The sequence below is a fragment of the Pseudomonas entomophila L48 genome (genome assembly GCF_000026105.1).
GTDB classification, from domain to species: Bacteria; Pseudomonadota; Gammaproteobacteria; order Pseudomonadales; family Pseudomonadaceae; genus Aquipseudomonas; species Aquipseudomonas entomophila.
The window spans coordinates 1,095,546-1,107,192 of sequence record NC_008027.1 but is presented as its reverse complement, the minus strand read 5'-3'; the positions used below and the strand labels follow the sequence as shown (position 1 = coordinate 1,107,192).

The 11,647-nt window shown below is 63.3% G+C and carries 11 protein-coding genes and 1 pseudogene; 9 read left to right on the top strand and 3 right to left on the bottom strand.

The window, feature by feature from the left end; translation table 11 throughout:
- Nucleotides 1-73: 73 nt before the first annotated feature.
- The 8 genes from PSEEN_RS04905 to PSEEN_RS04870 all read left to right on the top strand — a co-directional run bounded on the left by PSEEN_RS04905 (nucleotide 74) and on the right by PSEEN_RS04870 (nucleotide 8,092).
- The gene (locus PSEEN_RS04905; RefSeq protein ID WP_011532379.1) at nucleotides 74-1,084 is read left to right on the top strand and encodes an ABC transporter permease subunit; all 1,011 of its coding nucleotides are present in this window, start codon (nucleotides 74-76) and stop codon (nucleotides 1,082-1,084) included.
- A gap of 10 nt (nucleotides 1,085-1,094) precedes the next feature.
- Nucleotides 1,095-2,021 (top strand): ABC transporter permease subunit, encoded by a 927-nt coding sequence (locus PSEEN_RS04900; RefSeq protein WP_011532378.1) that lies wholly within the window; start codon nucleotides 1,095-1,097, stop codon nucleotides 2,019-2,021.
- A 10-nt stretch (nucleotides 2,022-2,031) separates the two neighbouring features.
- Nucleotides 2,032-3,000: an ABC transporter ATP-binding protein gene (locus tag PSEEN_RS04895; protein ID WP_011532377.1), complete on the top strand. Its 969-nt coding sequence runs from the start codon at nucleotides 2,032-2,034 to the stop codon at nucleotides 2,998-3,000.
- On the top strand, nucleotides 3,000-3,968 hold the full coding sequence (locus PSEEN_RS04890) for a peptide ABC transporter ATP-binding protein (protein ID WP_011532376.1): 969 nt from the start codon (nucleotides 3,000-3,002) through the stop codon (nucleotides 3,966-3,968). The genes PSEEN_RS04895 and PSEEN_RS04890 overlap by 1 nt, the downstream gene beginning before the upstream one ends.
- Before the next feature lie 335 nt (nucleotides 3,969-4,303).
- Nucleotides 4,304-5,113: an AraC family transcriptional regulator gene (locus tag PSEEN_RS04885; protein ID WP_011532375.1), complete on the top strand. Its 810-nt coding sequence runs from the start codon at nucleotides 4,304-4,306 to the stop codon at nucleotides 5,111-5,113.
- A gap of 65 nt (nucleotides 5,114-5,178) precedes the next feature.
- Complete coding sequence (locus PSEEN_RS04880; protein WP_011532374.1) at nucleotides 5,179-6,585, top strand: NAD(P)/FAD-dependent oxidoreductase; 1,407 nt, start codon at nucleotides 5,179-5,181, stop codon at nucleotides 6,583-6,585.
- Nucleotides 6,586-6,618: 33 nt separating this feature from the next.
- Nucleotides 6,619-6,960: a cupin domain-containing protein gene (locus PSEEN_RS04875; protein WP_011532373.1), complete on the top strand. Its 342-nt coding sequence runs from the start codon at nucleotides 6,619-6,621 to the stop codon at nucleotides 6,958-6,960.
- A gap of 52 nt (nucleotides 6,961-7,012) precedes the next feature.
- Nucleotides 7,013-8,092, top strand: coding sequence for a polyamine ABC transporter substrate-binding protein (locus PSEEN_RS04870; protein WP_011532372.1), 1,080 nt, complete (start codon nucleotides 7,013-7,015; stop codon nucleotides 8,090-8,092).
- A gap of 84 nt (nucleotides 8,093-8,176) precedes the next feature.
- Here the strand turns inward: PSEEN_RS04870 and PSEEN_RS04865 are convergent, their stop codons facing one another.
- The 3 genes and pseudogenes from PSEEN_RS04865 to PSEEN_RS26965 form a co-directional block, all read right to left on the bottom strand.
- Nucleotides 8,177-9,760, bottom strand: a complete 1,584-nt coding sequence (locus PSEEN_RS04865; protein WP_011532371.1) for a peptide chain release factor 3 — start codon at nucleotides 9,758-9,760, stop codon at nucleotides 8,177-8,179.
- A gap of 99 nt (nucleotides 9,761-9,859) precedes the next feature.
- Nucleotides 9,860-10,189: a helix-turn-helix domain-containing protein gene (locus PSEEN_RS04860; RefSeq protein ID WP_011532370.1), complete on the bottom strand. Its 330-nt coding sequence runs from the start codon at nucleotides 10,187-10,189 to the stop codon at nucleotides 9,860-9,862.
- A pseudogene (locus PSEEN_RS26965) lies at nucleotides 10,173-10,421 on the bottom strand (type II toxin-antitoxin system RelE/ParE family toxin); the annotation flags it as partial. The gene PSEEN_RS04860 and the pseudogene PSEEN_RS26965, both read right to left, overlap by 17 nt.
- Nucleotides 10,422-10,931: 510 nt before the next feature.
- On the opposite strand from PSEEN_RS26965, the gene PSEEN_RS04850 reads away from it, so the two are divergent.
- On the top strand, nucleotides 10,932-11,645 hold the full coding sequence (locus tag PSEEN_RS04850) for an ABC transporter permease (RefSeq protein WP_011532367.1): 714 nt from the start codon (nucleotides 10,932-10,934) through the stop codon (nucleotides 11,643-11,645).
- The last annotated feature ends 2 nt before the right edge of the window (nucleotides 11,646-11,647 follow it).

The following is an 11,647-nucleotide window of genomic DNA, read 5'->3' as shown; positions in this document are numbered from 1 at the left end:
AACAACAGCCGCCGGACCCTCTGCAAGGGGCCCCGGCGGCACCGCCGTTCCGGCTGATGAGGTACCCCCGACAATGTTGAGTTTTATTGCCCGACGCCTGGGTCTGCTGATCCCGACTTTCTTCGGTATCACCCTGCTGACCTTCGCGCTCATACGCCTGATCCCCGGCGACCCCGTCGAAGTGATGATGGGCGAACGCCGGGTCGACCCCGAAATGCACGCCCAGGCCATGGAGCGCCTGGGCCTGAACAAGCCGCTGCCGGCCCAGTACCTGGACTATGTCGGCAAGCTCGCCCAGGGCGACCTGGGCGAATCCCTGCGCACCCGTGAAAGCGTATGGAACGAATTCCTCACCCTGTTCCCGGCAACCCTGGAGCTGGCCATGGCCGCCCTGCTGTTCGCCGGCGTCATCGGCCTGCTGGCCGGGGTGATCGCCGCGCTCAAGCGCGGCTCGCTGTTCGACCATGGGGTGATGGGCATCTCGCTGGCCGGTTATTCGATGCCGATCTTCTGGTGGGGCCTGATCCTGATCATGTTCTTCTCCGTGAGCCTCGGCTGGACACCGGTGTCCGGGCGCATCGACCTGCTCTACGACATCGAGCCCAAGACCGGTTTCATGCTCATCGACACCCTGCTCAGTGACGAAGAGGGCGCGTTCAAGGATGCGGTGATGCACTTGATCCTGCCGGCCATCGTGCTGGGCACCATCCCGCTGGCGGTGATCGCCCGCATGACCCGTTCGTCGATGCTCGAAGTGCTGCGCGAGGACTACATCCGCACCGCCCGCGCCAAAGGCCTGTCGCCATCGCGCGTGGTGTTCATCCACGGCCTGCGCAACGCGCTGATCCCGGTACTGACCGTATTCGGCCTGCAGGTCGGCACACTGCTGGCCGGTGCCGTGCTCACCGAAACCATCTTCTCCTGGCCGGGCATCGGCAAATGGCTGATCGAAGCCATCGGCGCCCGTGACTACCCCGTGGTCCAGAACGGCATCCTGTTGATCGCCTGCCTGGTGATCCTGGTCAACTTCGTCGTGGACATCCTCTACGGCCTGGTCAACCCACGCATCCGTCATCAGCGCTGAGGCTCCCGTCATGACTAGCCCGATTCCGAAATCCGTGACCCCGTCCAGCGCGGTCGACCAAAGTTTGCTCTACCCCTCGCCGTACAAGGAATTCTGGCAGGCCTTCTCGCGCAACAAAGGCGCGGTGGCCGGCCTGGCCTTCATGATCCTGGTGGTGTTCTGCGCCCTGTTCGCCCCCTGGGTGGCGCCGCACAACCCCAGCGAGCAGTACCGCGACTTCCTGCTCACCCCGCCGGTGTGGCTGGAAGGCGGCACCTGGCAGTTCATCCTGGGTACCGACGAACTGGGTCGCGACCTGCTCTCGCGGCTGATCCAGGGTGCGCGCCTGTCGCTGCTGATCGGCCTGTCGTCGGTGGTGATGTCGCTGATCCCGGGGATCCTGCTCGGCCTGTTCGCCGGCTTCTTCCCGCGCCTGCTCGGCCCTTCGATCATGCGCCTGATGGACGTGATGCTGGCCCTGCCCTCGCTGCTGCTGGCCGTGGCCATCGTCGCCATCCTCGGCCCTGGCCTGATCAACACCGTGATCGCCATCGCCATCGTCTCGCTGCCATCGTATGTGCGCCTGACCCGCGCCGCCGTGATGGGCGAGCTGAACCGCGACTACGTCACCGCCGCGCGCCTGGCCGGTGCCGGCCTGCCGCGCCTGATGTTCGTCACCGTGCTGCCCAACTGCATGGCGCCGCTGATCGTGCAGGCCACGCTGAGCTTCTCCTCGGCGATTCTCGACGCCGCCGCCCTGGGCTTCCTGGGCCTTGGCGTGCAACCGCCGACCCCCGAGTGGGGCACCATGCTGGCCTCGGCCCGCGACTACATCGAACGCGCCTGGTGGGTGGTGAGCCTGCCCGGCCTGACCATTTTGCTCAGTGTGCTGGCAATCAACCTGATGGGCGACGGCCTGCGCGACGCGCTGGACCCGAAACTCAAGAACGCCGCCTGAGGAGAACGCCATGTCACTGTTGCAGATCAACAACCTGAACGTGCGCTTCGGCGACGCCAATGCCGTACCCGTGGTGGACGGCCTCGACCTGGCCGTGGAAGCCGGCGAGATCCTCGCCATCGTCGGCGAGTCCGGCTCCGGCAAGTCGGTCACCATGATGGCCCTGATGGGCCTGATCGACGCGCCCGGGCGTATCACCGCCGATGTGCTCAACTTCGCCGGCATCGACATGCTCAAGCTCAGCGGCCGCCAGCGCCGCAAGGTGGTGGGCAAGGACATCGCCATGGTCTTCCAGGACCCGATGACCGCACTCAACCCCAGCTACACCGTGGGTTACCAGATCGAGGAAGTGCTGCGCCAGCACCTCGGCCTCAAAGGCAAGGCCGCGCGCCAGCGGGCCCTGGAGCTGCTGAAAAAAGTCGAGATCCCGGCCGCCGAAAGCCGCCTGGACGCCTACCCGCACCAGCTGTCCGGCGGCATGAGCCAGCGGGTGGCGATCGCCATGGCCATCGCCGGCGAACCGAAGCTGCTGATCGCCGACGAACCGACCACCGCCCTCGACGTGACCATCCAGGCACAGATCATGGAGCTGCTGGTCAACCTGCAGAAAGAGCGCAACATGGCGCTGATTCTCATCACCCATGACTTGGCCGTGGTCGCCGAAACCGCCAAGCGCGTGTGCGTCATGTATGCGGGCCAAGCCGTCGAGGTGGGCCAGGTGCCGGAACTGTTCGACATCCCCGCCCACCCGTACAGCGAAGCGCTGCTGGCGGCCATTCCCGAGCACAGCATCGGCGCCGAACGCCTGGCCACCCTGCCCGGCATCGTCCCCGGTCGTTATGACCGCCCGCAAGGCTGCCTGCTGTCGCCGCGCTGCCCGTACGTGCAGGAAAACTGCCGTCGCCAGCGCCCGGCCCTTGATCCCCAGGCCCACAGCCTGGTGCGTTGCTTCTATCCGCTGAACCAGGAGGTGGCGTGATGACCGTCGTTCTATCCGCCCGTGAGCTGACCCGCCACTACGAAGTCTCCCGCGGCCTGTTCAAGGGCCATGCGCTGGTACGCGCGCTCAACGGCGTGTCGTTCGAACTGGAGGCTGGCAAGACCCTGGCCGTGGTCGGCGAGTCCGGCTGCGGCAAGTCCACCCTGGCCCGGGCCCTGACCCTGATCGAGGAACCCTCCTCCGGCTCGCTGCAAATTGCCGGCCATGAGGTGAAAGGCGCCAGCAAGGACCAGCGCAAACAACTGCGCCGGGACGTGCAGATGGTGTTCCAGAGCCCCTATGCGTCGCTCAACCCACGGCAGAAGATCGGTGACCAACTTGCCGAACCGCTGCTGATCAACACTTCGCTGAGCAAGGCCGAGCGCCGCGAAAAAGTGCAGAAGATGATGGAGCAGGTGGGCCTGCGCCCCGAGCACTACCAGCGCTACCCGCACATGTTCTCCGGGGGGCAGCGCCAGCGCATCGCCCTGGCTCGGGCGATGATGCTGCAACCGAAGGTGCTGGTGGCCGACGAACCGACCTCCGCCCTCGACGTGTCGATCCAGGCCCAGGTGCTGAACCTGTTCATGGACCTGCAGAAGGAGTTCAACACCGCCTACGTGTTCATCTCCCACAACCTGGCGGTGGTGCGCCACGTGGCGGACCAGGTGCTGGTGATGTACCTGGGCCGGCCGGCGGAGATGGGGCCGAAGGAGGATATCTACGACAAGCCGCTGCATCCGTATACACAGGCACTGTTGTCGGCGACCCCGGCGATCCATCCGGATCCGCTCAAGCCGAAGATCCGCATTGCCGGTGAGCTGCCCAACCCGTTGAACCCACCGGATGGCTGCGCGTTCCACAAGCGCTGCCCGCATGCCACCGAGCGTTGCGCCAAGGAAGTGCCGGCGTTGCGCCAGGTGAGCACGCGGCAGGTGGCGTGCCACTATGCCGAGCAGTTTCTCTAGATCCGTGTGATCTTCTTCGCCGGCAAGCCGGCTCCTACAGGTATCGCGTACCCCTGTAGGAGCCGGCTTGCCGGCGAAGGGCTGTATCAATGCATGAAGAACCAGATCAGGATAATCACCGGAATCGGCACCCCAATCATCCACAGCAGTATCGAGCGCATGGCTGTTCTCCTCGTTTGGTGTTGATCAAAAGAGGTGCAGCGCCCATGCCAGCTGTATCAAAAAATTACACATATATGAATCAAAGCCTTAGCCGGTAACCGCTCGGGAAAACCGTGCAAAATGCCGGATCCATGCCCTTGCGCCTGGGTTTTCTGCAATGCACTATCAAGCCCATGACCGCCACGCCTCTCCCCGACGGCCCCGGGCAAACCCCGCTCACCGCCGACACCGTCATGCGCTACCACCTGTGCTGGAAGCATCGCGACCTCGACGGGGTAATGGCGCTCTACCACCCCGACATCCAGTACCACGACTTCTTCCAGAACCGCGTGCTCGGCTACGACGACTTGCGCGACTACGTGCGCGCCTGCCTGCCCCATGAGGCGGGCGAGGACATCGTCCACAGCGATCGTATCCGTGTCGATGGCTGCACGGCCTTCATCCAGTACCAGGTCACGGTCCAGGGCGGCGAAGGGCTGGTGGCGTTCCAGTCCAGCGAGGCGATCACGGTAAGGGACGGGCTGATCTGGCGAGTCAACGAATACGCCACGTTGGTGCGTCAGGGCGCCAGCGCCAGCCTGCCCGGCGGGCACCGCCCAGCCACCAGCCGCCTGGGCTTGTCACCTCGCCAACTGTCGACCATGGCCCAAGACCTGGAGCATTACTTCCAGGGTCAACGCCCTTACCTTGACCCGGAACTCGACCTGCAGCAGGTCGCCGACGAAAGCGGCTACAGCCGCAACCAGATTTCCTACCTGCTCAACCAGGTGCTCGGCCAGAGCTTCTACCGCTACGTCAACCAGGCCCGCCTGCAACACCTGATGGCCAGCCTGGGCGACGGCAGCATACGCACGCCCATCGACGAACTGGCGTTCAATGCCGGTTTCAACTCGCTGTCGGCTTTCTACAAGTGCTTCCGCGAGCACACCGGACTCTCGCCAAAGGCCTATCTCAGGCAAATTTCCCTGCGTGCACGCACGTAAGACAGCCCTCCCCACGCTTCACTAGGATCGCCCACAGACCTATCCCGGATGTGGAGCCCGCCCCGATGCAACCCCTGCGCACGATCAGCCTGTGGATGGACCAGCTCGACGAGCCGCTGTGCGCGCGCCCGGCCCTGCGCACCGATCTGGACATCGACGTGTGCATCATCGGTGCCGGCTACACCGGCCTGTGGACCGCCTACTACCTCAAGCGCCAAGCACCGCAGCTGAACATCGCCGTGATCGAGGCCAACATCGCCGGCTTCGGCGCGTCCGGGCGCAACGGTGGTTGGCTGATGGGCAACTTGCTGGGCGAGGACCGCCTGCTCGCCACCCTCTCGCCACAACAGCGTCGTGAAAGTATCAACCTGCTGCATGGCATCCCCGACGAAGTCCACGACGTGCTCCAGCATGAAGGCATCGACTGCGATTACCGCAAGGGCGGCGTGCTCTACTGTGCCGCCCGCTATCCGGAACAGGAGCGCAGCCTGCGCGCCTGGCTCGACGATCTCTACCGCCAGGGCATGAACGAAGACGACTACCGCTGGCTGCGTCCCGAACAGCTGGACGCTCAGCTGAAGGTGAGCAACCCCTATGGCGCCCTCTACAGCCCGCATGTCGCCACGATCCAGCCGGCCAAGCTGGTGCGTGGCCTGGCACGGACGGTCGAGGCCATGGGCGTGCCCATCTACGAGAACACACCCGCCATCGACTGGCAGACCGGCGAGGTGCGCACGCCACTGGCACGCATCCGCAGCCATTGGGTGGTGCCCGCCGTCGAAGGCTACGCCGCCAGCCTGCCACCGCTCGGGCGTCACCAGCTACCCGTGCAGAGCCTGCTGGTGGCCACCGAGCCGTTGCCGGAGTCGACCTGGGAACAGATCGGCCTGAGCCAGGGCCAGGCCTTCAGCGAAAGCAGCCGCCAGGTCACCTATGGCCAGCGCAGCGCCGACAACCGCCTGGTGTTCGGTGCTCGTGGCGGCTACCGCTTCGGTGGCCGCCTGCGCGAGGACTTCACCCTCACCGACAACGAAGTCGAGCTGCGCCGCTACCTGTTCGGCGAACTGTTCCCGCAACTCAAGCACGTGCGCATCACCCATTCCTGGGGTGGCAACCTGGGCATGGCCCGACGCTTCCGCCCGCACATGCTGTGCGACCGCCAGCGCGGCATCGCCCTGTCCGGTGGCTATGGCGGCGAAGGTGTCGGCGCCACCAACCTGGGTGGCCGCACTTTGGCGGCACTGATTCTCGGTCAACACAACGCACTCACCGCCCAGCCCTGGGTGCACGACAACCGCCCCTTGTCGAGCCTGGCCAGCTGGCCACCCGAACCCTGCCGTTGGCTGGGCTACAACGCGATCATCCAAAGCTTCGTCCACGAGGACCGGACCCTCGCCAACCCGGCCAGCCCCCCCTGGCGGCGGCGCCTGGCCAGCGGGTTGGCCGACTTCATGGAAGGCTTCATGCACTGACTTTCCTTCATCACCCCACAGGATCCACCGGTCATGAGCATCACCCAGTTCAAGCACACCGACAGCGTCATCCTGGACAGTTCCACCCCGGTCGCCATCCCCCTCGGCGAGCCGGTCGCCGTCACCTCGGTCACCTGCGTCGAGCGCAGCGACGGTGTCGAGACCGGTATCTGGGAGTGCACCCCGGGCCGCTGGCGACGGCAGATCGTGCAGCAGGAGTTCTGCCATTTCATCAAGGGCCGCTGCACCTTCACCCCTGACGGTGGCGAGCCCGTTGTCATAGAAGCCGGAGACGCCCTGATGCTACCGGCCAACAGCCTCGGCACCTGGGATATCCAGGAGACCGTGCGCAAGACCTACGTATTGATCTTCTGATCCGCTGATCGCCTGCCTTCGATAACAACAGACAAAGCAAGGTAACCCCGACATGCGCACGCTCCTTCTCGCTCCCCTGATGCTGGCCGCAAGCGTCGCCAGCGCCGCCGACTCGGTGAAGATCTACAACTGGTCGAGCTACATTGCCCCGGACACCCTGAAGCACTTCCAGCAGACCAGCGGCATCGTGCCGACCTACGACGTGTTCGACAGCAACGAGACCCTCGACGGCAAGCTGATGACCGGCAACTCCGGCTACGACGTGGTGTTCCCCTCGAACCATTTCATGGCCCGGCAAATCCAGGGCAGAGCCCTGAAGAAGCTCGACAAGTCGCAGCTGCCGAACTGGAAGAACCTCAACCCGGTGCTGCTCAAGGCGCTGGAAGTGAACGACCCGGGCAACCAGTACGGTTTCCCGTACCTGTGGGGCAGCACCGGCATCGGCTACAACATCGACAAGGTCAAGGCGGTGCTCGGCAACAATGCGCCCATCGATTCGTGGGACTTGTTCTTCAAGCCCGAATACCTCTCCAAGCTCAAGAGTTGCGGTGTGGCAGTGCTGGACAACGGCCCCGAACTGTTGCCCATCGCCCTGCACTATCTAGGTTTGCCGCATCACAGCCAGAACCCGGCCGACTACGACAAGGCCAAGGACCTGCTGATGAAGGTGCGCCCATACATCAGCTACTTCCACTCCTCGAAGTACACCGGCGACCTGGCCAATGGCGATGTGTGCGTGGTGGTGGGCTTCTCGGGCGATGTGCTGCAGGCGAAGAACCGCGCCGAAGAAGCGAAGAACGGGGTGAAGGTGGGTTACTCGATCCCGAAGGAAGGCGCGCCGATGTGGTTCGACATGGTGGCCATGCCAGCCGATGCGCCCGACGAGAAGGCGGGTTATGCCTACATGAACTACCTGCTGCAGCCAGAAGTGATGGCGAACATCAGCAACTTCGTGCAGTACGCCAATGGCAACCAGCAAGCTGATGCGCTGGTGGACCCGGCGATGAAGGGCAACACGATGATCTATCCGAGCGAAGACGTGATGGGCAAGTTGTATGCGCTGGAGGCAATGCCGGCGAAGATCGACCGCATCAGAACGCGGATCTGGACCAGCATAAAAGCGGGAAATTAACTGCGGGGTCTACGCTTACCCCTGTAGGAGCGGCCTTGAGCCGCGAAAGGCCGCTCCTACAGGGTCAGGTGAAGACCTGTACGGTCAGTGATGCTCGCGGGTCGCGCGGAACTTGATGTCCGGCCAGCGCTCTTCCATCAGCGACAGGTTGACCCGGGTCGGGGCCAGGTAAGTGAGGTGGCCGCCACCGTCGATGGCCAGGTTCTCCATGGCCTTGTTCTGGAATTCCTCCAGCTTCTTCTTGTCATCGCAGCTGATCCAGCGCGCCGACCAGACGGTGATCGGCTCGTAGGCGCACTCGACCTTGTACTCTTCCTTAAGGCGGCTGGCGACCACGTCGAACTGCAGTACACCGACCGCACCGAGGATGATGTCGTTGCTGCGCTCGGGGAAGAACACCTGGGTGGCGCCCTCTTCGGCCAGCTGCTGCAGGCCCTGGCGCAGTTGCTTGGATTTCAGCGGGTCCTTCAGGCGCACACGGCGGAACAGCTCGGGCGCGAAGTGCGGGATACCGGTGAAGCCCAGCGCCTCGCCTTCGGTGAAGGTGTCGCCGATCTGGATGGTGCCGTGGTTGTGCAGGCCGATGATGTCGCCGGCAAAGGCTTCTTCCAGTTGCTCACGCTCGGACGAGAAGAAGGTCAACGCGTCACCGATGCGCAGGTCCTTGTTCAGCCGCACGTGACGCATCTTCATGCCCTTCTCGTACTTGCCCGAGCAGATGCGCATGAACGCGATGCGGTCGCGGTGTTTCGGGTCCATGTTCGCCTGGATCTTGAACACGAAGCCGGTGAACTTCTCCTCGACCGGCTCGACGGTACGCTCGTGGGCGACACGACCCAGCGGGCGTGGCGCCCAATCGACGACCGCGTCGAGCACGTGGTCGACACCGAAGTTGCCCAGCGCGGTACCGAAGAACACCGGGGTCAGCTGGCCATTGATGAACTCGTCCTGGTTGAACTCATGGCAGGCACCCTGCACCAGCTCCAGCTGGTCGACGAACGAATCGTACTGGTCACCCAGGTGGGCGCGGGCTTCGTCCGAGTCCAGCTTCTGGATGATCTTGGCCTCGGTGCGCTCGTGGCCGTGGCCCGGGGTGTAGACGATGATGTAGTCGCCGGTGAGGTGGTACACGCCCTTGAAGTCGCGGTAGCACCCGATCGGCCAGGTGATCGGCGCAGCCTTGATCTTCAATACCGCCTCGATTTCGTCGAGCAGTTCGATCGGGTCGCGGATGTCACGGTCGAGTTTGTTGATGAAGCTGACGATCGGCGTGTCACGCAGGCGGCAGACATCCATCAGGGCGATGGTACGCGGCTCGACACCCTTACCGCCGTCGAGCACCATCAGCGCCGAGTCCACCGCGGTCAGGGTGCGGTAGGTGTCTTCCGAGAAGTCCTCGTGGCCGGGGGTGTCGAGCAGGTTGATCATGTGCTCGCGGTAGGGGAACTGCATCACCGAGGTGGTGATGGAGATGCCGCGCTGCTTCTCCATTTCCATCCAGTCGGAGGTGGCGTGGCGGTCGGACTTGCGCGACTTCACGGTACCCGCGACGGAGATCGCCTTGCCCATCAGCAAGAGCTTCTCGGTGATGGTGGTCTTACCGGCGTCGGGGTGGGAAATGATGGCGAAAGTGCGGCGCTTCGCGACTTCGGCGGCCTGGTTGGTCATGGGAAATCGCCTGACTGGGGATTCAAAAAGGGGCGATATGATACCTGAACTTAGGCGGGGACCAAAGTCTGATCCCGGCCACTGGTCAATGATGGTCTATCAGGCGCGCTTTGCCTGATCCTCAGAAAAGCCGTCAAGCGTGATAGGTGAACGACCAGGCATATGAACAACGAGTTCCAGCGTACCGCCCAATGCTTCCACGTAGCTGCGCAGGGTCGAAATCAACATGTCACTGCGCTTTTCCACCTTCGAAATGTTGCCCTGACGAATCTCCAGGCGCTCCGCCAAACCTTCCTGAGTGAATTCGAGTTGCTTTCGTAATCCCTGAAGGGTGATTTCTTCGCGAATCAATTGACGCCCCAGTTGCTCCACTCGCTCTTTGCGCTCTGGGGACAGTCCGTTGATGACCTCATCAAGTGTCTTGGACATCGTTCTCTCCTCTCGACAGGTGGTTTTCAAAGCGAGCGTCTGCCTGCTTGATCAACCTCTGATAGAACCTGTTTTCCCTCACCCCGGCCTTGTCAGCTGCTACCAAGATCACTGCCTGGCGGTCAGGGTCAAATGCAAATGCAACGCGCCAGACCGCATTACGCTCGGTAAATCTCAACTCCTTCATGTTCGAATACCGGGATCCATTCAACGTATCTACATGAGGACGCCCAAGCGCAGGACCCGAGGATTACAACAACCGCAGGTGACCAAGCATTCGTTCTTGCACAGCGTCATCCAACGCATCGAAGTCGCTCATGAACTCCTCACAGAATCTGATCGTCCACACCAGAAAATACCTCCAAAGGAATATTCCCTCAAGAAAATACTGTGAAAATCGAGAAAGGAATTTTGTCCATCGGCACAAGAGGATCGATAGCAGGTAAAGCAACGCCGCTAGGTAGGAATCACGTTGTTTTCTAGTGCGAAAAATCACTACTCCCAGTGATTAACACTGGCCAAATGCCGCCTCAGATGGGAACCTTTCCCTCCACGGAGACGTCCACTCCCCTGCAACCCGCCTCGGTTCAGGGCTGGTTTCACCCGCTTCACGAGCCCGACGGGGTTCGGCTCATGGCCTGATGCCACGCATCGGGCTGCTACTCGCGACCACGCTGCCCGCCGCCAGGAATGGCCGGCCGCACGGGGGTGTGATCGCCGACTACAAAAAAGGAGTCCGCCTGTGGCTGCACGCTACGGAAAAGGGCTGTTGGGATGGGCCGCCGTGCTCGTCATCCTGGCCCTGCTGGTCCACTGGATCGGCATCGACACGATCGCCCGCTACCGCGACGATCTTGGGTTCTACCTGCAAGCGCACCTGGTCCTGGTGCTGGCTTCGATGGCGGCGGCGCTGGCCGTGGGCATCCCCGCCGGCATTGCCTTGAGTCGACCGCACCGGGTCGACAAGGCCGAACGCTTCATGCAGTTTTTCAATGTTGGCAACACCATCCCTCCCCTGGCCGTCCTGGCCATTGCCCTGAGTGTCCTGGGCATCGGCGCCGGTCCCGCGATCTTCGCGCTGTTCCTCGCCTCCCTGCTGCCCATCGTGCGCAACACCTACGAGGGCCTGAAAAATGTCCCCGCCTCGCTCAAGGAAGCCGCCACCGGCATCGGCATGACCCCGCGCCAGCAGCTGTGGCAGGTGGAACTGCCCAACGCCGTGCCGATCATCGTCGGCGGGGTGCGCGTGGCCCTGGCGTTGAACGTGGGCACCGCGCCGCTGGCGTTTCTGATCGGCGCCAACAGCCTGGGCAGCCTGATCTTCCCCGGCATTGCCCTGAACAACCAGCCGCAGCTGCTACTGGGTGCCGCGTGCACCGCGCTGCTGGCCCTGGCGCTCGACGCGCTGGTGAGTTTCTCCAGCAAGCGCTGGCTGGAACGTGGCCTGGCCCGATAACA

What these genes read in the sequence shown, in the direction of transcription:
- PSEEN_RS04905 (WP_011532379.1), top strand. Translation starts at nt 74, where the DNA reads ATGTTGAGTTTTATTGCCCGACGCCTGGGTCTGCTGATCCCGACTTTC.
- PSEEN_RS04900 (WP_011532378.1), top strand. Translation starts at nt 1,095, where the DNA reads ATGACTAGCCCGATTCCGAAATCCGTGACCCCGTCCAGCGCGGTCGAC.
- PSEEN_RS04895 (WP_011532377.1), top strand. Translation starts at nt 2,032, where the DNA reads ATGTCACTGTTGCAGATCAACAACCTGAACGTGCGCTTCGGCGACGCC.
- PSEEN_RS04890 (WP_011532376.1), top strand. Translation starts at nt 3,000, where the DNA reads ATGACCGTCGTTCTATCCGCCCGTGAGCTGACCCGCCACTACGAAGTC.
- PSEEN_RS04885 (WP_011532375.1), top strand. Translation starts at nt 4,304, where the DNA reads ATGACCGCCACGCCTCTCCCCGACGGCCCCGGGCAAACCCCGCTCACC.
- PSEEN_RS04880 (WP_011532374.1), top strand. Translation starts at nt 5,179, where the DNA reads ATGCAACCCCTGCGCACGATCAGCCTGTGGATGGACCAGCTCGACGAG.
- PSEEN_RS04875 (WP_011532373.1), top strand. Translation starts at nt 6,619, where the DNA reads ATGAGCATCACCCAGTTCAAGCACACCGACAGCGTCATCCTGGACAGT.
- PSEEN_RS04870 (WP_011532372.1), top strand. Translation starts at nt 7,013, where the DNA reads ATGCGCACGCTCCTTCTCGCTCCCCTGATGCTGGCCGCAAGCGTCGCC.
- PSEEN_RS04865 (WP_011532371.1), bottom strand. Translation starts at nt 9,760, where the DNA reads ATGACCAACCAGGCCGCCGAAGTCGCGAAGCGCCGCACTTTCGCCATC.
- PSEEN_RS04860 (WP_011532370.1), bottom strand. Translation starts at nt 10,189, where the DNA reads ATGTCCAAGACACTTGATGAGGTCATCAACGGACTGTCCCCAGAGCGC.